Source organism: Streptomyces sp. NPDC017246 (assembly GCF_044331325.1).
Classification (GTDB): Bacteria; Actinomycetota; Actinomycetes; order Streptomycetales; family Streptomycetaceae; genus Streptomyces.
This window is the reverse complement of sequence record NZ_JBIRMW010000014.1, coordinates 208,664-233,355: the sequence shown is the minus strand read 5'-3', so window position 1 is coordinate 233,355 and position 24,692 is coordinate 208,664. Positions and strand designations below refer to the sequence as shown.

Annotated in this window: 21 protein-coding genes; 18 read left to right on the top strand and 3 right to left on the bottom strand. The window is 71.5% G+C overall.

What is annotated here, in order from left to right; all coding sequences use genetic code 11:
• Positions 1-201 precede the first annotated feature (201 nt).
• On the top strand, positions 202-2,682 hold the full coding sequence (locus tag ACH4MY_RS29095; protein WP_398006695.1) for a RelA/SpoT family protein: 2,481 nt from the start codon (positions 202-204) through the stop codon (positions 2,680-2,682).
• Positions 2,683-2,947: 265 nt separating this feature from the next.
• On the opposite strand, the gene ACH4MY_RS29090 is transcribed toward ACH4MY_RS29095, so the two are convergent.
• Together ACH4MY_RS29090 and ACH4MY_RS29085 are read right to left on the bottom strand one after the other, a co-directional pair.
• Positions 2,948-4,177: a DUF349 domain-containing protein gene (locus ACH4MY_RS29090; RefSeq protein WP_398006694.1), complete on the bottom strand. Its 1,230-nt coding sequence runs from the start codon at positions 4,175-4,177 to the stop codon at positions 2,948-2,950.
• A 200-nt stretch (positions 4,178-4,377) separates the two neighbouring features.
• A complete protein-coding gene (locus ACH4MY_RS29085) occupies positions 4,378-5,175 on the bottom strand; it encodes a peptidylprolyl isomerase (RefSeq protein WP_398006693.1) in 798 nt (265 codons plus the stop codon).
• Between the two features lie 163 nt (positions 5,176-5,338).
• On the opposite strand from ACH4MY_RS29085, the gene ACH4MY_RS29080 reads away from it, so the two are divergent.
• The 5 genes from ACH4MY_RS29080 to rpsD all read left to right on the top strand — a co-directional run bounded on the left by ACH4MY_RS29080 (position 5,339) and on the right by rpsD (position 10,585).
• Positions 5,339-6,046, top strand: a complete 708-nt coding sequence (locus tag ACH4MY_RS29080) for an MBL fold metallo-hydrolase (RefSeq protein WP_327161006.1) — start codon at positions 5,339-5,341, stop codon at positions 6,044-6,046.
• Positions 6,047-6,056: 10 nt separating this feature from the next.
• Positions 6,057-7,319 carry a histidine--tRNA ligase gene (hisS, locus tag ACH4MY_RS29075; protein ID WP_398006692.1) on the top strand — a complete coding sequence of 421 codons (1,263 nt, stop codon included), beginning with the start codon at positions 6,057-6,059 and terminating at the stop codon, positions 7,317-7,319.
• Between the two features lie 186 nt (positions 7,320-7,505).
• Entirely contained in the window at positions 7,506-8,132 is a 627-nt protein-coding gene (locus tag ACH4MY_RS29070) for a vitamin K epoxide reductase family protein (protein WP_398006691.1), read from the top strand.
• A 64-nt stretch (positions 8,133-8,196) separates the two neighbouring features.
• The gene (locus ACH4MY_RS29065) at positions 8,197-9,549 is read left to right on the top strand and encodes a replication-associated recombination protein A (RefSeq protein ID WP_398006709.1); all 1,353 of its coding nucleotides are present in this window, start codon (positions 8,197-8,199) and stop codon (positions 9,547-9,549) included.
• A gap of 421 nt (positions 9,550-9,970) precedes the next feature.
• Complete coding sequence (rpsD, locus tag ACH4MY_RS29060) at positions 9,971-10,585, top strand: 30S ribosomal protein S4 (protein WP_024758279.1); 615 nt, start codon at positions 9,971-9,973, stop codon at positions 10,583-10,585.
• A 34-nt stretch (positions 10,586-10,619) separates the two neighbouring features.
• Here the strand turns inward: rpsD and ACH4MY_RS29055 are convergent, their stop codons facing one another.
• Positions 10,620-12,890, bottom strand: a complete 2,271-nt coding sequence (locus tag ACH4MY_RS29055) for an ATP-binding protein (protein ID WP_398006690.1) — start codon at positions 12,888-12,890, stop codon at positions 10,620-10,622.
• A 159-nt stretch (positions 12,891-13,049) separates the two neighbouring features.
• Between ACH4MY_RS29055 and ACH4MY_RS29050 the strand changes: the two genes are divergently transcribed.
• From ACH4MY_RS29050 to ACH4MY_RS28995, 12 genes are all read left to right on the top strand, one after another.
• Positions 13,050-13,487 (top strand): DUF948 domain-containing protein, encoded by a 438-nt coding sequence (locus tag ACH4MY_RS29050; protein ID WP_398006689.1) that lies wholly within the window; start codon positions 13,050-13,052, stop codon positions 13,485-13,487.
• Positions 13,488-13,493: 6 nt separating this feature from the next.
• A complete protein-coding gene (locus ACH4MY_RS29045; protein ID WP_398006688.1) occupies positions 13,494-13,847 on the top strand; it encodes a DUF6167 family protein in 354 nt (117 codons plus the stop codon).
• Positions 13,847-16,516 carry an alanine--tRNA ligase gene (gene alaS, locus ACH4MY_RS29040; protein WP_398006687.1) on the top strand — a complete coding sequence of 890 codons (2,670 nt, stop codon included), beginning with the start codon at positions 13,847-13,849 and terminating at the stop codon, positions 16,514-16,516. The genes ACH4MY_RS29045 and alaS overlap by 1 nt, the downstream gene beginning before the upstream one ends.
• Before the next feature lie 2 nt (positions 16,517-16,518).
• Positions 16,519-16,983: a Holliday junction resolvase RuvX gene (gene ruvX, locus ACH4MY_RS29035; RefSeq protein WP_398006708.1), complete on the top strand. Its 465-nt coding sequence runs from the start codon at positions 16,519-16,521 to the stop codon at positions 16,981-16,983.
• A gap of 102 nt (positions 16,984-17,085) precedes the next feature.
• On the top strand, positions 17,086-18,948 hold the full coding sequence (gene mltG, locus ACH4MY_RS29030) for an endolytic transglycosylase MltG (RefSeq protein WP_398006686.1): 1,863 nt from the start codon (positions 17,086-17,088) through the stop codon (positions 18,946-18,948).
• Entirely contained in the window at positions 18,945-19,772 is an 828-nt protein-coding gene (locus ACH4MY_RS29025; RefSeq protein WP_398006685.1) for a shikimate dehydrogenase, read from the top strand. Before mltG ends, ACH4MY_RS29025 begins: the two co-directional genes overlap by 4 nt.
• Positions 19,773-19,826: 54 nt before the next feature.
• Positions 19,827-20,111 (top strand): hypothetical protein, encoded by a 285-nt coding sequence (locus ACH4MY_RS29020; RefSeq protein ID WP_398006684.1) that lies wholly within the window; start codon positions 19,827-19,829, stop codon positions 20,109-20,111.
• Positions 20,112-20,224: 113 nt separating this feature from the next.
• Entirely contained in the window at positions 20,225-21,409 is a 1,185-nt protein-coding gene (gene aroC, locus ACH4MY_RS29015; protein WP_398006683.1) for a chorismate synthase, read from the top strand.
• The gene (locus tag ACH4MY_RS29010) at positions 21,406-21,927 is read left to right on the top strand and encodes a shikimate kinase (protein ID WP_398006682.1); all 522 of its coding nucleotides are present in this window, start codon (positions 21,406-21,408) and stop codon (positions 21,925-21,927) included. The genes aroC and ACH4MY_RS29010 overlap by 4 nt, the downstream gene beginning before the upstream one ends.
• The gene (gene aroB, locus ACH4MY_RS29005; protein WP_398006681.1) at positions 21,924-23,021 is read left to right on the top strand and encodes a 3-dehydroquinate synthase; all 1,098 of its coding nucleotides are present in this window, start codon (positions 21,924-21,926) and stop codon (positions 23,019-23,021) included. Before ACH4MY_RS29010 ends, aroB begins: the two co-directional genes overlap by 4 nt.
• The gene (gene aroQ, locus ACH4MY_RS29000) at positions 23,018-23,464 is read left to right on the top strand and encodes a type II 3-dehydroquinate dehydratase (RefSeq protein ID WP_398006680.1); all 447 of its coding nucleotides are present in this window, start codon (positions 23,018-23,020) and stop codon (positions 23,462-23,464) included. The genes aroB and aroQ overlap by 4 nt, the downstream gene beginning before the upstream one ends.
• 204 nt (positions 23,465-23,668) lie before the next feature.
• Positions 23,669-24,676 (top strand): AAA family ATPase, encoded by a 1,008-nt coding sequence (locus ACH4MY_RS28995; RefSeq protein WP_398006679.1) that lies wholly within the window; start codon positions 23,669-23,671, stop codon positions 24,674-24,676.
• Positions 24,677-24,692: the final 16 nt, after the last annotated feature.

Sequence of the window (24,692 nt, the reverse complement as noted above, 5' to 3'; positions counted from 1 at the left end):
TCCACCCCGCACGGGGCGCTCCGGGGAATCCCCGGGGCGCCCCGTCGGTTTTCCGGAGTGTCCCGGTCCGGGATCCGAGGGGCGCGTCGCGTCCGCGTCGGGCCGGGCGTCCCCCGGCCGCGTGAGCGGTGCGTGTCAGGGCTCGATACCATGGCCTTTCCGGGCCTGACCGGGGGACCCGGCACCGCACGAGGAGCGCTCTTGCCAGACGAGGCCCAGTCACTCTCCGCCGCGCAGCCCGACCCGAAGGCCGACAAGGCCGCGCAGGGGACCGGCACGCCCCAGAACAAGCCCGCGGAGACCGGGCCCGCGCCTGCCGCGTCCGCGCAGCCGGCCCCCGAGGCCCCGGCGCCCACGCGGCCCGCCCCGGCCGCGCCCGCCCGCTCGGGCGGCTCGTCCAACCGCGTCCGCGCCCGCCTCGCCCGGCTCGGCGTCCAGCGGTCCTCCCCGTACAACCCGGTCCTCGAACCGCTGCTGCGGATCGTCCGCTCCAACGACCCCAAGATCGAGACGGCCACCCTCCGCCAGGTCGAGCGGGCCTACCAGGTCGCCGAGCGCTGGCACCGCGGCCAGAAGCGCAAGAGCGGCGACCCGTACATCACGCACCCGCTCGCCGTCACCACGATCCTCGCCGAGCTCGGCATGGACCCGGCGACCCTGATGGCCGGACTGCTGCACGACACCGTCGAGGACACCGAGTACGGCCTCGACACCCTGCGCCGGGACTTCGGCGACCAGGTCGCGCTGCTCGTCGACGGCGTCACCAAGCTCGACAAGGTCAAGTTCGGCGAGGCCGCGCAGGCCGAGACCGTCCGCAAGATGGTCGTCGCCATGGCCAAGGACCCGCGCGTCCTGGTCATCAAGCTCGCCGACCGCCTGCACAACATGCGCACCATGCGCTACCTCAAGCGGGAGAAGCAGGAGAAGAAGGCCCGCGAGACCCTTGAGATCTACGCCCCGCTGGCGCACCGGCTGGGCATGAACACCATCAAGTGGGAGCTGGAGGACCTCGCCTTCGCGATCCTCTACCCCAAGATGTACGACGAGATCGTCCGGCTCGTCGCCGAGCGCGCCCCCAAGCGGGACGAGTACCTCGCCATAGTGACCGACGAGGTCCAGACGGACCTGCGCGCCGCCCGGATCAAGGCCACCGTCACCGGGCGCCCGAAGCACTACTACAGCGTCTACCAGAAGATGATCGTCCGCGGCCGTGACTTCGCGGAGATCTACGACCTGGTGGGCATCCGTGTCCTCGTCGACACGGTGAGGGACTGCTACGCGGCCCTCGGCACCGTCCACGCGCGATGGAACCCGGTCCCCGGCCGGTTCAAGGACTACATCGCGATGCCGAAGTTCAACATGTACCAGTCGCTGCACACGACGGTCATCGGGCCCAACGGCAAGCCCGTCGAGCTCCAGATCCGCACCTTCGACATGCACCGGCGGGCCGAGTACGGCATCGCCGCGCACTGGAAGTACAAGCAGGAGGCCGTCGCCGGCGCCTCCAAGGTGCGCGCCGACGTGCCGAAGCGGACCGGCAAGGACGACCACCTCAACGACATGGCGTGGCTGCGCCAGCTCCTCGACTGGCAGAAGGAGACCGAGGACCCCAGCGAGTTCCTGGAGTCCCTGCGCTTCGACCTCTCCCGCAACGAGGTCTTCGTCTTCACGCCCAAGGGCGATGTCATCGCGCTGCCCGCCGGCGCCACCCCCGTCGACTTCTCGTACGCCGTCCACACCGAGGTCGGCCACCGCACCATAGGGGCGCGGGTCAACGGGCGGCTCGTGCCGCTCGAATCGACCCTCGACAACGGCGACCTGGTCGAGGTCTTCACCTCCAAGGCGGCCGGCGCCGGCCCCTCCCGCGACTGGCTGGGCTTCGTCAAGTCCCCGCGCGCCCGCAACAAGATCCGCGGGTGGTTCTCCAAGGAGCGCCGCGACGAGGCCATCGAGCAGGGCAAGGACGCCATCGCGCGGGCCATGCGCAAGCAGAACCTGCCGATCCAGCGGATCCTCACCGGCGACTCCCTCGTCACCCTGGCCCACGAGCTGCGCTACACCGACATCTCCTCGCTGTACGCGGCGATCGGCGAGGGCCATGTCACCGCCCAGTCCATCGTGCAGAAGCTGGTGCAGGCGCTCGGCGGCGAGGAGGCGGCCACCGAGGACATCGACGAGGCGGCCCCGCCCACCCGCGGCCGGTCCAAGCGCCGCTCCAGCACCGACCCGGGCGTCGTCGTCAAGGGCGTCGAGGACGTCTGGGTGAAGCTGGCCCGCTGTTGTACGCCCGTTCCCGGCGACCCGATCATCGGCTTCGTCACCCGGGGCAGTGGCGTATCGGTTCACCGCAGCGACTGCGTCAACGTGGAGTCGCTCTCCCGGGAGCCGGAGCGGATCCTGGAGGTCGAGTGGGCACCCACCCAGTCCTCGGTCTTCCTCGTCGCCATCCAGGTCGAGGCGCTGGACCGCTCGCGGCTCCTCTCGGACGTGACCCGGGTCCTCTCGGACCAGCACGTCAACATCCTCTCGGCGGCCGTCCAGACCTCCCGCGACCGGGTGGCCACCTCGCGCTTCACCTTCGAGATGGGCGACCCGAAGCACCTGGGTCACGTCCTGAAGGCCGTACGGGGCGTGGAGGGCGTCTACGACGTCTACCGCGTCACCTCGGCCCGCAGGCCCTAGGGTCTGTCGTCACATTCCCGTCTGCCCCGCGACGCCTGGCACGCACTCTCGCCGCACCGGGCGAAAGTGCGAGTACGTCCAGTACGAGCACTTCCCCCCGGCGCGCCGAGAGCACGCACCAGACGCCGCAGGGCCGCCCTGCGGGCGACGACGGGAATGTGACGACAGACCCTAGCGCGGGCCAAGACGCGGTCCGTACCGCAGGCGTACGAGGAAGGCCCCCGGCTCGCTGCCGGGGGCCTTCCTCGTACGGTCACGGCCTTTGTCAGCCGCCGAACTCCTCAAGGCCCTTCAGAGCCTGGTCGAGCAGGGCCTGACGGCCCTCCAGCTCACGGGCGAGCTTGTCGGCCTTGGCGTCGTTGCCCGCGGCGCGGGCCGCGTCGACCTGCTTGCGCAGCTTCTCGACCGCGTCCTGGAGCTGACCGGTGAGACCGGCGGCACGCGCGCGTGCCTCCGGGTTCGTCCGGCGCCACTCGGTCTCCTCGGCCTCCTGGATCGCCCGCTCGACCGTGTGCATCCGGCCCTCGACCTTGGGCCGGGCGTCACGCGGGACGTGGCCGACGGCCTCCCACCGCTCGTTGAGGGAACGGAAGGCGGCACGGGCCGCCTTCAGGTCCGACACCGGGAGCAGCTTCTCGGCCTCGGTCGCGAGCTCCTCCTTCAGCTTGAGGTTCTCGGTCTGCTCCGCGTCCCGCTCGGCGAAGACCTCGCCGCGCGCCGCGAAGAAGACGTCCTGGGCGCCGCGGAAGCGGTTCCACAGATCGTCCTCGTGCTCGCGCTGGGCGCGGCCGGCCGACTTCCACTCCGCCATGAGATCGCGGTAGCGGGCCGCCGTGGTGCCCCAGTCGGTGGAGTTCGACAGCGACTCCGCCTCGGCGACCAGACGCTCCTTGGCCTTGCGGGCGTCCTCACGCTGGGCGTCCAGCGAGGCGAAGTGGGCCTTGCGGCGCTTCGAGAACGCCGAGCGGGCGTGCGAGAAGCGGTGCCACAGCTCGTCGTCGGACTTGCGGTCGAGCCGGGGGAGGCCCTTCCAGGTGTCGACGAGCGCCCGCAGACGCTCGCCGGCGGAGCGCCACTGCTCGCTCTGGGCCAGCTCCTCGGCCTCCGTGACGAGCTTCTCCTTGGCGGTGCGCGCCTCGTCGGTCTGCTTGGCCTTCTGGACCTTGCGCTCCTCGCGGCGCGAGTCGACCGTCTCGACGAGCTTGTCGAGGCGGGTCGCGAGCGCGGCCAGGTCACCGACGGCGTGGTGCTCGTCGATCTGCTGGCGGATGTGCTCGATCGCCGCGGTGGCGTCCTTCGCCGAGAGGTCGGTGGTCCTCACCCGCTTCTCGAGGAGGCCGATCTCGACAACCAAGCCCTCGTACTTGCGCTCGAAGTAGGCCAGGGCCTCCTCAGGGGTGCCGGCCTGCCACGATCCGACGACCTTCTCGCCCTCGGCCGTCCGCACGTACACGGTGCCCGTCTCGTCGACGCGGCCCCACGGGTCGCTGCTCACAGCGCCTCCTCACCATGATGCCGTCGCGGGGTCGTACCCCCCGGGCATCGTCCACAGTTTCCCGGCGGGCCTCGCCCGCCTTCCGCAGCGCGGCCGACGGCCCAACGCTGCACAACGCCAATCTAGGCGAACCGCGGCCCGGCTGTCCGCACTCAGCGCGACCGAGATTCGACGGTCACGGCTGGGTGCGGACGCCCGGCTCACTTCTTCGCGACGGTGGCCTTCTCGATGGTGACGGCCTTCTTCGGGGCGCCGTCGGTGGCACCGCCGGAGACCCCGGCGGCGGCCACGTCCTGGACCACCTGGAGACCGGCCGCGTCGATCTTTCCGAACGGCGTGTAGCTCGGCGGCAGCTTGGTGTCCTTGTAGACCAGGAAGAACTGCGAGCCGCCGCTGCCCGGCTGCCCGGTGTTGGCCATGGCCACGGTGCCGGCCGGGTAGGTCACCGTGCCGTTCGCGCCCGCCTTGCCGAGCGAGCCCAGGTTCTCGTCCGGGATGGTGTAGCCCGGACCGCCGGTGCCGTCGCCCTTCGGGTCACCGCACTGGAGCACGAAGATGCCCTTGGTGGTGAGCCGGTGGCACTTCGTCCCGTCGAAGTACTTCTCCGTGGCGAGGTGCGAGAAGGAGTTCACCGTGCGCGGGGTCTTGGCCGCGTCCATGGTGATCGTGACGTCGCCCTCGTTCGTCTTGAGGGACATGGCGTACGAGGCCTTCGTGTCCACGGACAGCTTCGGCTCCGGGTTCGCCGACTCGCTCTGCGAGGGCGCCGGGGCGCTGGGCGTGTCGCTCGCCGCGTTGTCCGAGCCCTTGTCCGAGCCGTCGTCCGTCAGCGTCACGGACGCGTACACGGCGCCGCCCGCCGCGAGGACCACCGCGAGGGCGGCCGCGACGACGGTGTTGCGGCGCTTCGCCTTGCGCCGGTTCTCCTCCCGCCGCTGCTGCTGCCGCGCGTACTTCTCCCTGGCAAGCTGCCGCCGCCGCTGATCGCTGGTGACCACCGGTTCCGCTCCTGTCGCTCGTCTGTTCCTGTCCTGGCCGGGTGTGCCCGTACCGTATACGGGTTGGCTGTGGAACCGGCACCGCCGGTAGGCTCTGATCTGCCGCATTCCGTGATCTCAGCGAATTCCGCGGCCCCGTGCCGGACGACATCTAAGGACGAACGTGCTGATTGCCGGGTTCCCCGCCGGGGCCTGGGGGACCAACTGCTATCTGGTCGCCCCCGCCGCAGGCGAGGAGTGCGTGATCATCGACCCGGGCCACCAGGCCGCCCAGGGTGTCGAGGAGACGCTGAAGAAGCATCGGCTCAAGCCCGTCGCCGTCGTCCTCACCCATGGACACATCGACCACGTCGCCTCCGTCGTCCCGGTGTGCGGCGCGCATGACGTCCCCGCGTGGATCCACCCGTCCGACCGCTACATGATGAGCGACCCGGAGAAGGCCCTCGGCCGCTCCATCGGGATGCCCCTCATGGGCGAGCTGACCGTGGGAGAGCCCGACGACGTGCGAGAACTCACCGACGGCGCCGAGCTGAAGCTCGCCGGTCTGGAGTTCTCCGTCGCCCACGCGCCCGGTCATACCAAGGGGTCGGTGACCTTCAGGATGCCGGAGTCCACGGAGATCCCGTCCGTGTTCTTCTCCGGGGACCTGCTGTTCGCCGGCTCCGTCGGACGCACCGACCTTCCCGGCGGTGACATGGACGAGATGCTCGCTTCGCTGGCCCGTGTGTGCCTGCCGCTCGACAACTCGACCGTGGTGCTGTCGGGACACGGTCCCCAGACGACCATCGGCCAGGAGCGCGCCACGAACCCCTATCTGCGGGACGTGGCCGCCGGCCTCGGGAGCACGAAGGCTCCCCGACGAGGAATGTGACGAGACTTTCGTGAGCACCTTTCAGGCCCCCAAGGGCACGTACGACCTGATCCCGCCCCGCTCCGCCACGTTCCTGGCGGTCCGGGACGCGATCTCCACGCCGCTGAGGAACTCCGGCTACGGCTACATCGAGACGCCCGGTTTCGAGAACGTCGAGCTGTTCTCCCGCGGTGTCGGTGAGTCCACCGACATCGTGACCAAGGAGATGTACACCCTCACCACGAAGGGCAACGACCACCTCGCCCTCCGCCCGGAGGGCACCGCGTCCGTGCTGCGCGCGGCGCTCCAGGCCAACCTGCACAAGCAGGGCAACCTGCCGGTCAAGCTCTGGTACTCCGGCTCGTACTACCGCTACGAGCGGGCCCAGGCGGGTCGCTACCGCCACTTCTCCCAGGTCGGCGCCGAGGCCATCGGCTCCGAGGACCCGGCGCTCGACGCCGAGCTGATCATCCTGGCCGACCAGGCGTACCGCACCCTCGGCCTGCGGAACTTCCGCATCCTGCTCAACTCGCTGGGCGACAAGGAGTGCCGTCCCGTCTACCGCGAGGCGCTCCAGGGCTTCCTCCGCGGGCTCGACCTCGACGAGGAGACCCTGCGCCGCGCCGAGATCAACCCGCTGCGCGTCCTCGACGACAAGCGCGAGTCCGTGCAGAAGCAGCTCGACGGCGCCCCGCTGCTGCGCGACTACCTGTGCGACGCGTGCAAGGCATACCACGAGGAGGTGCGCGCCCTGATCACCGCGGCGGGCGTGGTCTTCGAGGACGACGCCAAGCTGGTGCGCGGCCTGGACTACTACACCCGTACGACCTTCGAGTTCGTCCACGGCGGTCTCGGCTCGCAGTCGGCGGTCGGCGGCGGCGGCCGCTACGACGGCCTCTCCGAGATGATCGGCGGCCCCGCGCTGCCGTCCGTGGGCTGGGCGCTCGGTGTGGACCGCACGGTCCTCGCCCTGGAGGCGGAGGGCGTCGAGCTCGACCTCCCGGCCGTCACCAGCGTCTTCGCGGTGGCCATCGGCGAGGAGGCGCGCCGGATCCTCTTCGGCAAGGTCACCGAGCTGCGCAGGGAGGGCATCTCCGCGGACTTCTCGTTCGGCGGCAAGGGCCTCAAGGGCGCGATGAAGGACGCCAACCGCTCGGGCGCCCGTCTCGCCGTCGTCGCCGGTGAGCGCGACCTCGCCGAGGGGGTCGTCCAGCTCAAGGACATGGAGTCCGGCGAGCAGCGGGCGGTCGCCGTGGACTCCCTGCTCGACGCGGTACGGGCCAAGCTGGCCTGACGCACTGTACGGACGGAGGGGCCCGGACCACGCACGCGCGTGGTCCGGGCCCCTCCGCGTCGTCCTGCGCAGGCCGCCACGTCGTCCTTACGCACGTCTCACTTATCTCCGGCGAACGGTGGGCGCCGTCCCCCGTACGGCAGAATGACCATGCCCACAAGGCCAGCGAGCGAGGGACAAGGCGACATGACGAAGGCAGCGGTGGACGGGGCCGCGTCCGGCCGGCACGACGACGGCACGATCGGGGCGAGCAGGGCCTTCGCCTGGCTGCTCGTCATCACCGGAGCGGCCGGAGTGCTCGCCGCCTGGGTCATCACGATCGACAAGTTCAAGCTCCTGGAGGACCCGGACTTCGTCCCCGGGTGCAGCCTCAACCCGATCGTCTCCTGCGGCAACATCATGAAGAGCGAGCAGGCCTCGGTCTTCGGCTTCCCGAACCCGATGCTCGGCCTGGTCACCTACGCCATGGTGATCGCGATCGGCCTGGCCCTGCTCGCCGGGGCCCGCTACCGCCGCTGGTACTGGCTCGGCCTCAACGCCGGCACCCTCTTCGGCGTCGGCTTCTGCACCTGGCTGATGTACCAGTCGCTGTACGAGATCAACTCGCTCTGCCTGTGGTGCTGCCTGGCCTGGGTCGCCACCATCGTCATGTTCTGGTACGTGACCTCGCACAACGTCCGCCTCGGCGTCATCCCCGCCCCCCGCGGACTGAAGACCTTCTTCGACGAGTTCACCTGGATCCTCCCCGTCCTGCACATCGGGATCATCGGCATGCTGATCCTGACCCGCTGGTGGGACTTCTGGACCGGCTGACGGAAACCGTCCGGCCGGCCGGCGACGGCCGCGCTGTCAGTCCGGTGACCTAGGCTTCATGACTGTGGAGCCCGACCTCTTTACCGCAGCAGCCGAAGACCGCCAGGAGAAGGACCCTGCCAGCAGCCCGCTGGCCGTCCGGATGCGCCCCCGCACCCTCGACGAGGTGGTGGGGCAGAAGCACCTGCTCAAGCCCGGATCGCCGCTGCGCCGGCTCGTGGGGGACGGCGACGGCGGCCCCGCCGGCGCCTCCTCGGTGATCCTCTGGGGACCGCCGGGCATCGGCAAGACCACCCTGGCGTACGTCGTCTCCAAGGCGACCAACAAGCGCTTCGTGGAGCTGTCGGCGATCACCGCGGGCGTCAAGGAGGTCAGGGCCGTCATCGACGGCGCCCGGCGCGCCGTCGGCGGCTACGGCAAGGAGACCGTCCTCTTCCTGGACGAGATCCACCGCTTCTCCAAGGCCCAGCAGGACTCGCTGCTGCCCGCCGTGGAGAACCGCTGGGTGACGCTGATCGCCGCCACCACGGAGAATCCGTACTTCTCCATCATCTCCCCGCTCCTCTCCCGCTCGCTGCTCCTCACCCTGGAGCCGCTCACCGACGAGGACCTGCGCGGTCTGATGGCGCGGGCCCTCACCGGCGAGCGTGGCCTCGGCGGGGCCGTGACCCTGCCGGAGGACGCCGAGTCCCACCTCCTGCGCGTCGCCGGCGGCGACGCGCGGCGCGCCCTGACCGCCCTGGAGGCGGCCGCGGGCGCCGCCATCGCCAAGGGCGAGCCGGAGATCACCCTGGAGACGGTCGAGGAGACCGTCGACCGGGCGGCCGTGAAGTACGACCGGGACGGCGACCAGCACTACGACGTGGCCAGCGCGCTCATCAAGTCGATCCGCGGCTCGGACGTGGACGCGGCCCTGCACTATCTGGCGCGGATGATCGAGGCGGGGGAGGACCCGCGGTTCATCGCCCGGCGCCTGATGATCTCCGCGAGCGAGGACATCGGACTCGCCGACCCCAACGCGCTGCCGATCGCGGTCGCCGCCGCGCAGGCCGTCGCCATGATCGGTTTCCCCGAGGCGGCGCTCACCCTGAGCCACGCCACCATCGCCCTCGCCCTGGCCCCGAAGTCGAACGCGGCGACCACCGCGATCGGCGCCGCCTTGGCGGACGTACGGAACGGCCTCGCGGGATCGGTCCCGCCGCATCTGCGCGACGGCCACTACAAGGGCGCGGCCAAGCTCGGCCACGCACAGGGCTACGTCTACCCGCACGACGTGCCGGGCGGCATCGCGGCCCAGCAGTATGCCCCGGACTCCATCCACGGCAGGCGCTACTACGACCCCACCCGCTACGGCGCGGAAGCGCGGTACGCGGATGTGGTGGACCGTGTGAGGGCCCGGCTGAAGGGCGACGAATAGCCCCACCCCGGGATCCGGACGGCGGAAACGCCCCGGTCCGGGAGCTCTTGGGCGCCTGTCGCCGAGGCCGTCGGACCCTGGGCGGAGGGTGCCCCGAGGACCCGGTACACTGGTCGGGATCGCTGCGTCCCGTGTCCGGCTCCGGTCGGCACCACCAGAACGGGACAGTCAGCCGGAGACCCTGCCCCCGGGCGGGGTTTCCAGGAGCGTCGCGCACCTTCGAAGGTGTCGCGTGCCACCCACCACCACCCGGATCCCGGGAACGGCGGTGGGTCGTTCGCGTGCTGCACGTATGTGCCCAGACCTGGGAGCGGCTGCCCGGCAGGTCCGTCTCGTACGGATCCGGCGGGTTTCCCGGCTGCGGATGCGACCTCCCCTAACCCTGGTGAAGCCGTTTCGTACCACGTAGAGAGGTTGGTTCATGCCGAACCAGTCCCGTCCCAAGGTCAAGAAGTCGCGTGCCCTCGGCATCGCGCTGACCCCGAAGGCTGTCAAGTACTTCGAGGCCCGCCCCTACCCGCCGGGCGAGCACGGCCGTGGCCGCAAGCAGAACTCGGACTACAAGGTCCGTCTGCTCGAGAAGCAGCGTCTGCGCGCCCAGTACGACATCAGCGAGCGCCAGATGGCGCGCGCCTACGACCGCGCCAAGAAGGCCGAAGGCAAGACGGGCGAGGCGCTGGTCGTCGAGCTCGAGCGTCGCCTCGACGCCCTGGTCCTGCGTTCGGGCATCGCCCGCACCATCTACCAGGCCCGCCAGATGGTCGTCCACGGCCACATCCAGGTCAACGGTGGCAAGGTCGACAAGCCGTCGTTCCGCGTCCGTCCCGACGACGTCGTGATGGTCCGCGAGCGCAGCCGCACCAAGCCGCTGTTCGAGGTCGCCCGTGAGGGTGGCTTCGCCGCCGACGGTGAGACCCCGCGCTACCTGCAGGTCAACCTGAAGGCCCTGGCCTTCCGCCTCGACCGCGACCCGAACCGCAAGGAAATCCCGGTCATCTGCGACGAGCAGCTGGTCGTCGAGTACTACGCCCGCTGATTTCGGCAATGGCGTAGTACCACCCTCGCGGTGTTCAGCCCGCCGCTTCCCCGCCCTTTCCGGTGGGGGAGCCGGCGGGCTTCCGCGTTCCCGGGACCGCCGCCGACCTGGCCGTGCGGAAGGGCCGCGGGGCGGACGCCTCCGCGGTGACACCGACGGCCGGATCGCCCCGGCCGGCGACCGCGCACTCCACCGCCTCCGCCGCCGACAGCGCCAGGCCCTCCCGGAACGCGGCGCCGTAGGCCTCCGCGCCCAGCGCCTCCTCGGCCCGCTGCTGGCACAGCGTCCTCGGCGCGTCGAACGCCTCCGAGCCGAAGAGCCGGACACCGACCGTGTCCCACAGCGGCACCGCCGCCCCCTGGAGGACCGCCGCCTCCGTCGGATCCCCCTCGCTCACCGCCACCAGGGCGAGCATCTCGATCGCCAGGACGGTGCCGACCAGATCGCGGAAGGCGTGGTTGATGGATACGCACCGGGTGAGCAGCTCCCGCGCCTTGCCGTACGCGCCCCTCGTCCAGGCCGCGTACCCCAGTACATAGAGGGCGTACGCCCGGGCCCAGAGCTCGCCCCGCTCCTCGCAGATGTCCTTCACCTCGCGACAGAGGGCGACCGCCCCCTCCATGTCGCCCCGGAACGCCCGCGCCAGAGCCACCTCGATCTGGCCCATCAGCACATTGCTGTTCAGCTCGCCGAGCTCCCGGTACGCGTCGAGCGCCCGCCCGATCAGCTCCTCGGCCCGCGGCATGTCGTCCGTGAGCAGCGCCAGACAGCCCATCCGGTGCGTCGCGTACGCCTCCGCCAGCGCGTTCCGCGAGGACCTGGCCCGCTCCCCGCACTCGTGGAGCGCCGCCACCGCCGCCGTACCGTCCCCCTGAAGGACCGCCACGTACCCGAGCACCCACAGCGCCTTCAGCCGCGCCTCCTCGTGGCCGGACTCGACGGCGAGCGCCCGCTCCAGCCAGTGCCGGCCCTCCGAGAGGCGCCCGCAGCCCACCCACGCGAACCAGAGCGTGCCCGCCAGGTGCTGGGCGAGATGCGTGTCCTCCGGGAGTTCCAGGCAGAGGTCGAGGGCCGCCCGCAGATGCGGCAGCGCGGCCTCCGTCAGGGCCGCGACCTCGGCCTGGCGCGGGCTGAACCACTCCAGCTCGCACCAGGTGGCGAGGCCCATGTACCAGTCGCGGTGCCGCCGTCGCATCCGCTCCGTGTCGCCGAGCGCCGCGAGCCACTCCGCCCCGTACGCGGCGACCGTGTCGAGCATCCGGTAGGCCGGGCCCGGCGGGATGTCCTCGCGGGTGAGCAGCGACTGCGCGAGCAGCCCGCCGAGCAGATCCAGGATCCGCTCCGGCGGCAGCTCCCGGCCGCCGCACACGTACTCCACCGCCTCCAGGTCGAAGGGGCCGGGGAACACCGAGAGCCGGGCCCAGAGGAGCCGCTCCTCGGGGGTGCACAGCTCATGGCTCCAGCCCATGGCGGTGCGCAGCGTCTGATGGCGGGGGAGCGCCCCGCGCGCGCCGTCCGTGAGGAGCCGGAAGCGGTCGTCGAGACGGAGCAGCATCTGCTCGACGGAGAGCAGCGGGAGCCGCCCGGCCGCCAGTTCGAGGGCGAGCGGAATCCCGTCGAGGCGCCGGCACAGCTCCCGTACGGCCTCCGAACCGCCGACGCGCGCCGGGGCACCGGGGAGGCCCGGGGCCCCGGTCCGCCCTCCCGGGCACGGAGGGGCGCCCGTCAGGGTGGGCGCCCCGTGGAGGGAACCCGCTCCCGCCTCCGGCAGCGCGGGCGCGCCCGCCTCCGCCGCCCGTTCCGCGAGCAGGGTCATCGCGTCCGCCTCGCCCAGCGGCGCCAGCGGGAACACCGTCTCGCCCGCCACCCGCAGGGGCCGGCGGCCGACCGCCAGGACGGTGAGCCCGGGAGCGTGTTCGAGCAGTTCCCGCACCAGCGGCGCGCAGCCCTCCACGAGGTGCTCGAAACCGTCCACGACCAGCAGCGTCCGCCGCTCCGCGAGGTGCTCGACGAGCACCTCGCGCGGGGGCCTCGGGGTGTGGTCGGTCAGGCCGAGGGCCTCGACCAGGGCGTACTCGATCAGGTCGGGGTCCCGCAGGGGCGCGAGCTCGGCGAGCCGGACCCCGTCGCCGTAGCGATTCTGCACTTCCGAGGCAGCCCGCAGGGCGAGCCGGGTCTTGCCGACCCCGCCCACGCCCACGACCGTGACCAGCCGGGACGCCCCAAGGAGCGCCGTCAGTGCGGCCTGCTCGGCGGCCCGTCCGACAAACCGGTTCAGCTCCGCCGGGAGATTGCTCCGTCGCATGGGACACGGAGCGTACTCATCCCCGCGCGCTCCGTACAATCGGATCCCGCTGACTCCCGTCCCACGGGCGGTAATGCGGTACGGGGGGAGAGCCCGGGCGCGATAGGGTCGGGGAACGACTTTTCGCAAGGGCCCAACGACAGCAGAGAGCGGTGCAGCGTGACCGGTGGAGAGGTTGCCGGGATTCTGGTGGCCGTGTTCTGGGCGATCCTGGTCTCCTTCCTCGCCGTGGTGCTGGTGAGGCTGGCGCAGACGCTCAGGGCGACCACCAAGATGGTGGCCGACGTGACCGAGCAGGCCGTTCCCCTGCTGGCCGACGCCTCCGCGACCGTGCGTTCGGCGCAGACCCAGCTCGACCGGGTCGACGCCATCGCGTCGGACGTCCAGGAAGTCACCTCCAACGCCTCCGCGCTCTCCTCCACCGTCGCCTCCACCTTCGGCGGCCCCCTCGTCAAGGTCGCCGCCTTCGGATACGGGGTGCGCAAGGCCCTCGGCCGGGGCGGGGACGGCGAGGACGTACCGCGGGCCTCCGCGCGACGTACTGTGGTCGTCGGCCGTACCGTGCCGTCCTCGCGACGCCGGAAGCAGAAGGGCTGAGCCGCGATGTTCCGCCGCACGTTCTGGTTCACGGCCGGCGCCGCCGCCGGCGTGTGGGCCACCACCAAGGTCAACCGGAAGCTGAAGCAGCTGACCCCCGAGAGCCTCGCGGCCCAGGCCGCGAACAAGGCGATCGAGACCGGCCACCGCCTCAAGGACTTCGCCCTCGACGTGAGGGCGGGCATGGTCCAGCGGGAGGCCGAACTGGAGGAGGCGCTCGGCCTCGACGCGGCCGACCCGGGCCCGGCCCAGGGCCGGGAGCTGCCGGAGCCGCGCCGCAGGGGCGCGCTCGGCTCCACCCCGTACCCGACCACGCATTCAATTCCCACGATCTCGTACAACCGGAATGAGGACCACTGATGGAGTCGGCTGAAATCCGCCGCCGCTGGCTGAGCTTCTTCGAGGAGCGCGGGCACACCGTCGTCCCTTCGGCGTCGCTCATCGCGGACGACCCGACTCTGCTGCTCGTCCCCGCCGGCATGGTGCCCTTCAAGCCCTACTTCCTGGGCGAGGTCAAGCCGCCCTTCTCGCGCGCCTCCAGCGTGCAGAAGTGCGTGCGCACGCCGGACATCGAAGAGGTCGGCAAGACCACCCGCCACGGCACGTTCTTCCAGATGTGCGGCAACTTCTCCTTCGGCGACTACTTCAAGGAAGGCGCCATCAAGCTCGCCTGGGAGCTGCTGACGAGCTCGGTGGAGCACGGCGGCTACGGGCTGGAGCCGGAGAAGCTCTGGATCACCGTCTACCAGGAGGACGACGAGGCCGAGCAGATCTGGCGCGACGTCGTCGGCGTCCCCGCCGAGCGCATCCAGCGCCTGGGCAAGAAGGACAACTACTGGTCGATGGGCGTCCCCGGACCCTGCGGCCCGTGCTCCGAGATCAACTACGACCGCGGCCCCGAGTTCGGTGTCGAGGGCGGCCCGGCCGTCAACGACGAGCGGTACGTGGAGATCTGGAACCTGGTCTTCATGCAGTACGAGCGCGGTGAGGGCTCGGGCAAGGACGACTTCCCGATCCTCGGCGAGCTGCCGTCGAAGAACATCGACACGGGCCTCGGCCTGGAGCGCCTGGCGATGATCCTCCAGGGCGTCCAGAACATGTACGAGACGGACACCCTCCAGGTCGTCATCGACAAGGCCACCGAGCTGACCGGTGTCGCCTACGGCAAGGCCCACGACAGCGACGTCTCGCTGCGCGTGGTCGCCGACCACATGCGCACCTCCGTGATGCTCATCGGCGACGGCGTCACCCCCGGCAACGAGGGCCGCGGCTACGTGCTGCGCCGCATCATGCGCCGCGCCGTCCGCAACATGCGTCTGCTCGGCGCCACCGGCCCGGTCGTCCAGGACCTCGTCGACACCGTGATCAACACGATGGGCGAGCAGTACCCGGAGCTGGTCACCGACCGCAAGCGGATCGAGACCGTCGCGCTCGCCGAAGAGGCCGCCTTCCTCAAGGCCCTCAAGGGCGGCACCAACATCCTCGACACCGCCGTCACCGAGACCAAGGCCGCCGGCGGCACGATCCTCTCCGGCGACAAGGCGTTCCTGCTCCACGACACGTGGGGCTTCCCGATCGACCTCACCCTGGAGATGGCCTCCGAACAGGGCCTCTCCGTGGACGAGGACGGCTTCCGCCGCCTGATGAAGGAGCAGCGGGACCGCGCCAAGGCCGACGCCAAGGCGAAGAAGACCGGCCACGCCGACATGACCTCGTACCGGGAGATCGCCGACAGCAACGGCGCCACCGAGTTCACCGGCTACACCAACACCGAGGGCGAGAGCACGGTCGTCGGCCTCCTCGTCAACGGTGTCTCCTCGCCGGCCGCCTCCGAGGGCGACGAGGTCGAGGTCGTCCTCGACCGCACCCCGTTCTACGCCGAGGGCGGCGGTCAGATCGCCGACCAGGGCCGGATCAAGCTGCACAGCGGTGCGGTCATCGAGATCCGTGACGTCCAGCAGCCCGTTCCCGGTGTCTCCGTGCACAAGGGTTCCGTGCAGGTCGGCGAGGTGACCGTGGGCGCCACCGCCTACGCCACCATCGACGTCCGCCGCCGCCGGGCCATCGCCCGCGCCCACTCGGCCACCCACCTGACCCACCAGGCGCTGCGCGACGCCCTCGGCCCGACGGCCGCCCAGGCCGGTTCCGAGAACCAGCCCGGCCGCTTCCGCTTCGACTTCGGTTCGCCGAACGCCGTCCCCGGCGCGGTCCTCACCGACGTCGAGCAGAAGATCAACGAGGTCCTCTCGCGCGAGCTGGAGGTCCACGCCGAGGTCATGCCGATCAACGAGGCCAAGCGCCAGGGTGCCATCGCCGAGTTCGGCGAGAAGTACGGCGAGCAGGTCCGCGTGGTCACCATCGGCGACTTCTCCAAGGAGCTGTGCGGCGGTACGCACGTCGGCAACACCGCCCAGCTGGGCCTGGTGAAGCTGCTCGGCGAGTCGTCCATCGGCTCCGGCGTGCGCCGTATCGAGGCCCTCGTGGGTGTCGACGCGTACAACTTCCTCGCCCGCGAGCACACGGTCGTCGCCCAGCTCCAGGAGCTGGTCAAGGGCCGTCCGGAGGAGCTCCCCGAGAAGATCTCCGCCATGCTCGGCAAGCTGAAGGACGCCGAGAAGGAGATCGAGAAGTTCCGCGCGGAGAAGGTCCTCCAGGCCGCCGCCGGTCTCGTCGACTCCGCCCAGGACATCCGCGGCCTCGCCCTGGTCACCGGCCGGGTCCAGGACGGCACCGGCGCCGACGACCTGCGCAAGCTGGTCCTGGACGTCCGTGGCCGCTTCCCGTCCGACCGTCCGGCCGTCGTCGCCCTGTTCACCACGGCCAACGGCAAGCCGCTCACGGTCATCGCCACCAACGAGGCCGCCCGTGAGCGCGGTCTCAAGGCCGGCGAGCTGGTCCGCACGGCTGCCAAGACCCTCGGCGGCGGTGGCGGCGGCAAGCCGGACGTCGCTCAGGGCGGCGGTACGAACCCGGAGGCCGTCGGCGAGGCCATCGCCGCCGTCGAGCGTCTTGTGGTGGAGACGGCGTGACGATGCGCCGCGGCCGCCGTATCGCGGTCGATGTCGGGGACGCCCGGATCGGGGTCGCCTCGTGCGACCCCGACGGGGTCCTCGCCACGCCGGTGGAGACCGTGCCCGGACGTGACGTCCGGGCCGCCCACCGGCGGCTGCGCCAGATCGTCGAGGAGTACGAGCCGATCGAGGTCGTCGTGGGCCTGCCCCGCTCGCTCAGCGGGCGGGAGGGTCCGGCGGCGACCAAGGTCCGCGCCTTCGCCGGGGAGATGGCCAAGGGCATCGCCCCGGTGCCGGTCCGGCTGGTCGACGAGCGGATGACCACGGTCACCGCGACCCAGGGGCTGCGGGCCTCCGGGGTGAAGGCCAAGAAGGGGCGGTCCGTCATCGACCAGGCCGCCGCTGTGATCATCCTTCAGAACGCTCTTGAGTCCGAACGGGTATCAGGTAATCCGCCTGGCGAGGGCGTCGAAGTGGTCATCTGATCGCGATACGGTAACGTTCCGCGCGATGCGGCGATGTTCGAACAACTGCCGCACTACGTAGAGGCGGATCGTCCGGAAGCCTCGCGGCTGTTTTGGGGATCGATGACTGAGTATGGCCGGAGCCCCGGCTCCGAACCGTGGCACCCCGGGGACCCGCTGTACGGGGACCAGGGGTGGGAGGGCCAGCAGCAGCACTACCCGCACCCGCAGCAGGCGAGCCAGTACGACCAGGCCGGTCACGGCTACCAGGACCCGTACGGGCAGGGCGGCCAGGCCGGTCAGGGGTACGAGGGCGACCCGTACCAGCAGCAGCAGCAGCATGCGCAGCAGCAGTACCAGCAGCAGCCGCAGGAGTACGTCGACCCGCAGTATCAGCAGTACCAGCAGCAGCAGTCGCAGCAGCAGTACGAGCAGCAGCATCACCACCAGCCCCACCAGCCGCAGCACCAGCCTCAGCAGCCGCAGCACCAGCAATACGAGCAGTCGTACGAGCAGCAGCAGTACGGGACGGGCTACCCGGGCGGTTACGACACGCCCGGGAACCTCGGACAGCAGTACGACGGCAACTGGGAGACGGGCCAGGCGGCGATGCCGTACGGCGCGACTCCGGCCGATCCGTACGGCGGCCAGAACCCCGACCTCTACGGCACCCCCGAGGCGTACCCCCCGCCCCAGCCCCCCGGCCGTCGGCAGAACCCGCCGGAGCCGGTGATCGACTGGGAGCCGGAGGAAGAGGCGCGTCCGGAGCCGGAAGAGGAGAAGCACCCCTTCTTCACCGGTGAGGACGACCCGGAGGAGGAGTACGACGAGGAGCCCGGCCGCGGCCGGGGCTCCCGCGGCGGCGATCGCGAACGCCGGAGCAAAGCGAATAAACGCAAAGGCAAGAACGGTGTGGCCTGTCTGGTCGTCGCCCTCGTCCTGGCGGGCGGTGTCGGCGGCGTCGGCTATTTCGGCTACCAGTTCTGGCAGGGCCAGTTCGGCGCGGCCGAGGACTACGCGGGCGCGGGCTCGGGCGACGTGCAGGTCGAGATCCCCAAGGGCGCGCTCGGCAACGAGATCGGCAACATCCTGAAGAAGGCGGGGGTCGTCAAGAGCGTCGACGCCTTCGTCTCCGCGCAGCAGAAGAACCCCAAGGGCATCGCGATCCAGGCCGGCGTCTACACGCTGAAGAAGGAGATGTCGGCCGAGAGCGCGGTCACGCTGATGCTCAACCCGGCCAGCCAGGCCAACCTCGTGATCCCCGAGGGCAAGCGGAACGCCTGGGTCTACGACCAGCTCGACAAGCGCCTCGACCTCAAGCCGGGCACCACCAAGGAGATTGCCTTCGCGAAGGCGGGCAGCCTGGGCCTGCCCGACTGGGCCAAGAGCCACCCCGACATCAAGGACCCGCTGGAAGGATTCCTCTTCCCGGCGAGCTACCCGGTCGCGAAGGGCACCAAGCCGGAGGACGCGCTGCGCAGGATGGTCTCGCGCGCGAATCAGGAGTACGGGAAGCTCGACCTCGACGCCAAGGCGAAGGAGCACGGTCTCAAGGGACCGTGGGAGGTCCTGACGGTCGCGAGCCTGGTGCAGGTCGAGGGCAAGTACAAGCACGACTTCGACAAGGTGGCGCGGGTGGTCTACAACCGCCTCAAGCCGAACAACGTGGAGACCGTCGGCCGGCTGGAGTTCGACTCCACGGTGAACTACCTCAAGGGCGAGAGCACCCTCGACGTCGGGACCGTCGAGGAGATGCGCAAGATCAAGGACCCGTACAACACGTACGCGTACGACGTGAAGGGCCTCATCCCCGGTCCCATCAGCAACCCGGGCATCGAGGCGCTGAACTCGGCGATGAACCCCGCCGACGGCCCGTGGTACTACTTCGTGTCGATCAACGAGAACAAGACCGTCTTCTCCGTGACCCTCAAGGAACACAACCAGAACGTCGCGGAGTACGAGAAGGAACGGAAGCAGGGGCAGTGAGCACGCAACACCGCGCGGCCGTCCTCGGTTCGCCGATCGCCCACTCGCTCTCCCCGGTCCTGCACCGGGCCGCGTACGCCGAGCTCGGCCTCGACGACTGGACGTACGACCGGTTCGAGGTCGACGAGGCCGGGCTGCCCGGCTTCGTCGGCGAACTGGACGACAGCTGGGCCGGTCTTTCGCTGACCATGCCGCTCAAACGGGCGATCATCCCGCTGCTCGACGGGATCAGCGACACGGCGGCCTCGGTCGAGGCGGTGAACACGGTCGTCCTCCGTGAGGACGGCAGCCGGTTCGGGGACAACACCGACGTCCCCGGCATGATCGCCGCGCTGCGCGAGCGGGGTGTCGAGAAGGTGGAGTCGGCGGCCGTCCTCGGTGCCGGCGCCACCGCCTCCTCCGCGCTCGCCGCGCTCGCCCGGATCTGCGCCGGGCCCGTCACCGCGTACGTACGGAGCGAGGCGCGTGCCGAGGAGATGCGCGGCTGGGGCGAGCGGCTCGGCGTGGACGTCCGTACCGCCGCCTGGGACGACGCGGCGGAGGCCTTCGCGGCTCCGCTGATCGTCGCGACCACCCCGGCCGGCACGACGAACGCCCTGGCGACCGCCGTGCCCGACGCGGTCGGCACCCTCTTCGACGTCCTGTACGACCCCTGGCCGACCGCGCTCGCCGCGGCCTGGTCCGACCGCGGCGGCAAGGTGGTCGGCGGCCTCGACCTCCTCGTCCATCAGGCCGTCCTTCAGGTCGAACAGATGACCGGCGCCGCCAAGGCGCCGCTGGCCGCGATGCGCGCGGCCGGGGAGCGGGCGCTGGCCGCCCGATAGGCCCCGGGCCGAACTCCGGCCACGGGGGAGTGAGAGGCAGGGGGAGTACGGGGGATGGGCGGGGAACTGGTGCTGGCGTCGAAGTGGGACGCGGCCTTCGACATCGGGCGCTTTCTGTATGTGGGGTTCTTCAGCGACCTGCCCGCATGGGCGCGGTACACCGTGCTCGGTGTGGGCGCCGCCGGCTTCGGGTGGCTCGCGGTGAGCCGGCTCCGCGTCCGCTTCCGCGGCGCGCCGGAAGCCGGTGGGAAGACCGGCGGAACGGCCGGTGACACGACCGGTGACACGGCCGGTACGACGGACGAGGCGCTCGCCGCGGGCGAGACCCGCGTCCGATAGCTGGACCGGGGGCCGAGGTAGCGCCCCGGACGTGGGAGGATCGGAGACGGCGGGCCAGGGCCGCGCACCCGGTCGCGCCGTCGCAGTGCCAGGCGCGAGCATGAGGAGCATCGTTGAGCAGGTTGCGTTGGCTGACCGCTGGGGAATCCCACGGACCCGCGCTGGTCGCGACACTGGAGGGTCTTCCCGCCGGCGTCCCGGTCACCACTGAACTGGTGGCGGACCACCTCGCGCGGCGACGCCTCGGCTATGGACGTGGCGCCCGGATGAAGTTCGAGCAGGACGAGATCACCTTCCTGGGCGGTGTCCGGCACGGACTCTCCCTCGGCTCCCCGATCGCCGTCATGGTCGGCAACACCGAGTGGCCCAAGTGGGAGAAGGTCATGTCGGCCGACCCGGTCGACCCCGCGGAGCTCAAGGAGACGGGCCGCAACGCCCCCCTGACCCGGCCCCGGCCCGGTCACGCCGACCTCGCCGGCATGCAGAAGTACGGCTTCGACGAGGCCCGGCCGATCCTGGAGCGCGCCAGCGCCCGGGAGACCGCCGCCCGCGTCGCCCTCGGCGCCGTCGCCCGCTCCTTCATCAAGGAGGCCGCGGGCATCGAGATCGTCTCCCACGTCGTCGAGCTGGCCGCCGCCAAGGCGCCGTACGGCGTCTACCCGACCCCGGCCGACGTCGAGAAGCTCGACGCCGACCCGGTCCGCTGCCTCGACGCCGACGCGTCGAAGGCGATGGTCGCCGAGATCGACCAGGCCCACAAGGACGGCGACACCCTGGGCGGGGTCGTCGAGGTCCTCGCGTACGGCGTGCCCGTCGGCCTCGGCTCGCACGTCCACTGGGACCGGCGCCTCGACGCGCGGCTCGCCGCCGCCCTCATGGGCATCCAGGCCATCAAGGGCGTCGAGGTCGGCGACGGCTTCGACCTGGCCCGCGTGCCCGGCTCGCAGGCCCACGACGAGATCGTCAGGACCGAGGACGGCCTCAAGCGCACCTCCGGTCGCTCCGGCGGCACCGAGGGCGGTCTGACCACCGGTGAGCTGCTGCGGGTCCGCGCCGCGATGAAGCCCATCGCGACCGTGCCGCGCGCGCTCGCCACCGTCGACGTCGCCACCGGCGAGGCCACCCAGGCCCACCACCAGCGCTCCGACGTGTGTGCCGTCCCCGCCGCGGGCATCGTCGCCGAGGCCATGGTCGCGCTCGTCCTCGCGGACGCCGTCGTCGAGAAGTTCGGCGGCGACAGCGTGCCCGAGACGCGCCGCAACGTGCGGTCGTACCTCGAGAACCTGCGCATCCGGTGACCGCCGGCCCGCTGATCGTCCTCGTCGGACCCATGGGCTCCGGCAAGTCCACGGTGGGCGCGCTCCTGGCCGAACGGCTCGGCGCGCCCTACCGGGACACCGACGCCGACATCGTCGCCGCCGAGGGGCGCGAGATCTCCGACATCTTCGTCGAGGACGGTGAGGAGCACTTCCGCGCCCTGGAGCGGAACGCCGTCGCCGCGGCCGTCGCCGAGCACGAGGGCGTCCTCGCCCTCGGCGGTGGCGCGATCCTCGATGCCGGTACCCGCGCCCTCCTCACCGGTCTGCCCGTCGCGTACCTCTCCATGGACGTCGACGAGGCGGTCCGGCGCGTCGGCCTCAACACCGCGCGGCCGCTGCTCGCCGTCAACCCGCGCCGCCAGTGGCGCGAGCTGATGGAGGCGCGCCGCCACCTGTACACCGAAGTCGCGCGGACCGTCGTCACCACCGACGACCGCACCCCCGAAGAGGTCGCGGACGCGGTCCTCGCGGCACTGGATCTGAAGAAGGACGCATGACGACGGACCAGGAAGTGACCCGTATCCACGTCGCGGGCAGCGCCGGCACGGATCCGTACGAGGTGCTGGTCGGCCGGCAGCTGCTCGGTGAGCTCCCGACGCTGATCGGCGACCGGGCCAAGCGGGTCGCGGTGATCCACCCGGAGGCCCTCGCCGACACCGGAGAGGCGCTCCGCGCCGACCTCGCCGAGCAGGGCTACGAGGCGGTCGCCATCCAGGTGCCGAACGCCGAGGAGGCGAAGACCGTCGAGGTCGCCGCCTACTGCTGGAAGGCGCTCGGCCAGACCGGCTTCACCCGCAGCGACGTCGTCGTGGGCGTCGGCGGCGGAGCCACCACCGACCTGGCCGGCTTCGTGGCCGCGACCTGGCTGCGGGGCGTCCGCTGGATCGCCGTACCCACCACGGTCCTCGCCATGGTCGACGCGGCCGTCGGCGGCAAGACGGGCATCAACACCGCCGAGGGCAAGAACCTCGTCGGTGCCTTCCACCCGCCCGCCGGCGTCCTCTGCGACCTCGCCGCGCTCGACTCGCTGCCGGTGCACGACTACGTCAGCGGGCTCGCGGAGATCATCAAGGCCGGCTTCATCGTCGACCCGGTGATCCTCGACCTCATCGAGGAGGACCCGCAGGCCGCCCGTACCCCGGACGGCCCGCACACCGCCGAGCTGCTCGTACGCTCGATCAAGGTCAAGGCGGAGGTCGTCTCCGGCGACCTCAAGGAGTCCGGCCGCCGCGAGATCCTCAACTACGGCCACACCCTCGCGCACGCCATCGAGAAGAACGAGCGGTACAAGTGGCGCCACGGCGCCGCCGTCTCCGTCGGCATGGTCTTCGCCGCCGAGCTCGGCCGGCTCGCCGGTCGGCTCGACGACGCCACCGCCGACCGGCACCGCGCGATCCTGGAGTCCGTCGGACTGCCGCTCACCTACCGCGGTGACCAGTGGCCCAAGCTCCTGGAGACCATGCGGGTGGACAAGAAGTCCCGCGGCGACCTGCTCCGCTTCATCGTCCTCGACGGGATCGGCAAGCCGACCGTCCTGGAGGGCCCCGACCCGGCGGTCCTGATCGCGGCGTACGGCGAGGTGTCGGCGTGAGCGAGCCGCGTCCGGTTCTGGTGCTCAACGGCCCCAACCTGGGCCGGCTCGGCTCCCGCGAGCCCGACATCTACGGCGCCACGTCGTACAAGGGGCTCGTCGAGTCCTGCCGGAGCCTCGGCGCGGAGCTCGGCTTCGACGTCGAGGTCCGGGAGACCAACGACGAGGGCGAGATGATCCGCTGGCTGCACGAGGCCGCGGACGGCTCGGTCCCGGTGGTGATCAACCCCGGGGCGTTCACGCACTACGCCTACGGGATGCGGGACGCGGCCGCCCAGCGGACCGCCCCGCTGATCGAGGTGCACATCTCGAACCCGTACGCCCGGGAGGAGTTCCGGCACACCTCGGTCGTCGCGGCCGTGGCGACCGGCACGGTCGCCGGGTTCGGGATCGGTTCCTACCGGCTGGCGCTGCGGGCGCTCGCCGAGGAACTGACGGACTGACAGGCGTAGCGGAACCGACGGTCCGCGGGCCCGGACCCGCGGACCGGCACGGGCCGGGCCCGCGGACGGACGCGGGCCCGGGAACGGACCGCGCGGACGGGCGGGCACCAGGGGGAGTCCCCGGCCGTTCCCCCTGTGGGGGCCGGGGGCGGTAACGTTCCGGCGCACCGGATACATCAGGCGTACGAGACGGAGTGGGACCGGATGCAGCACGCAGTGGGGGGTCCGCTGCCACCGCCCGGGCGACCGGGCCAGGCGCCCGGCCCCGGCGCCGTTCCCGCTTCCGGAGCGGGGGGCGGCCCCCAGGGTGCCCACCCGCCCGTACCGCCGCCTCCGCCGGGTGCTCCGTACCCGGCCCCGCCCGCCGGACCGCGGCTCGGCGTGCACCCGACCGTCCAGAGCGGAGCCCCCCTGCCCCCGCACACGGCCTCGGGGCACGCGGCGCAGCCTCCGCACCCCGCGCCGCCCGCGGGACCCGGGACACCCGGCCGGTACGGCTCCGGAGTCGTACCGCAGCACGGCGGTCCGCCGCACCCCGGCGGCTCGCAGTACCCCAGTGGGCCGCCCCAGCGCGCGGACCTCAGCGGTCATGTCCCGCTGCCGCCCGTCGCCGCGCCGCTCGCGCCCCCCGCGGAGCACGGCGCGGGCACCGGCGGCGCGACCCTCGCCGTGCTGCTCATCGGCCCCGCGGGCGCCGGCAAGACGACCGTCGCCCGGCACTGGGCGCAGCGCCGCCGGGTGCCGACCGCGCACATCAGCCTCGACGACGTCCGCGAGTGGGTCTGCTCCGGCTTCGCCGACCCCCAGTCCGGCTGGAACGAGCACTCCGAGGCGCAGTACCGGCTCGCCCGCCGCACCTGCGGCTTCGCCGCGCGCAACTTCCTCGCCAACGGCATCTCCTGCATCGTCGACGACGCGGTCTTCCCCGACCGTCCCGTGGTCGGCCTCGGCGGCTGGAAGCGCCATGTCGGCCCCGGCCTGCTGCCCGTCGTCCTCCTGCCGGGTCTGGAGATCGTCCTGGAGCGCAACGCCGAGCGCAGCGGCAACCGGCGCCTCTCGGACGAGGAGGTCGCCGCCATCCACGGCCGGATGGCCGGCTGGTACGGCTCGGGCCTGCCGATCATCGACAACTCCACGTACGACGTCGAGACCACCGCCCGGGTCCTCGACGACGTCCTGGCCCGTGCGATCGCCAGCCCGCCCACCTGGTGACCCCACGGGGGCGCCC

What these genes read in the sequence shown, in the direction of transcription:
- ACH4MY_RS29070 (WP_398006691.1), top strand. Translation starts at nt 7,506, where the DNA reads ATGACGAAGGCAGCGGTGGACGGGGCCGCGTCCGGCCGGCACGACGAC.
- rpsD (WP_024758279.1), top strand. Translation starts at nt 9,971, where the DNA reads ATGCCGAACCAGTCCCGTCCCAAGGTCAAGAAGTCGCGTGCCCTCGGC.
- ACH4MY_RS29055 (WP_398006690.1), bottom strand. Translation starts at nt 12,890, where the DNA reads ATGCGACGGAGCAATCTCCCGGCGGAGCTGAACCGGTTTGTCGGACGG.
- ACH4MY_RS29045 (WP_398006688.1), top strand. Translation starts at nt 13,494, where the DNA reads ATGTTCCGCCGCACGTTCTGGTTCACGGCCGGCGCCGCCGCCGGCGTG.
- alaS (WP_398006687.1), top strand. Translation starts at nt 13,847, where the DNA reads ATGGAGTCGGCTGAAATCCGCCGCCGCTGGCTGAGCTTCTTCGAGGAG.
- ruvX (WP_398006708.1), top strand. Translation starts at nt 16,519, where the DNA reads ATGCGCCGCGGCCGCCGTATCGCGGTCGATGTCGGGGACGCCCGGATC.
- mltG (WP_398006686.1), top strand. Translation starts at nt 17,086, where the DNA reads ATGACTGAGTATGGCCGGAGCCCCGGCTCCGAACCGTGGCACCCCGGG.
- ACH4MY_RS29020 (WP_398006684.1), top strand. Translation starts at nt 19,827, where the DNA reads ATGGGCGGGGAACTGGTGCTGGCGTCGAAGTGGGACGCGGCCTTCGAC.
- aroB (WP_398006681.1), top strand. Translation starts at nt 21,924, where the DNA reads ATGACGACGGACCAGGAAGTGACCCGTATCCACGTCGCGGGCAGCGCC.
- ACH4MY_RS28995 (WP_398006679.1), top strand. Translation starts at nt 23,669, where the DNA reads ATGCAGCACGCAGTGGGGGGTCCGCTGCCACCGCCCGGGCGACCGGGC.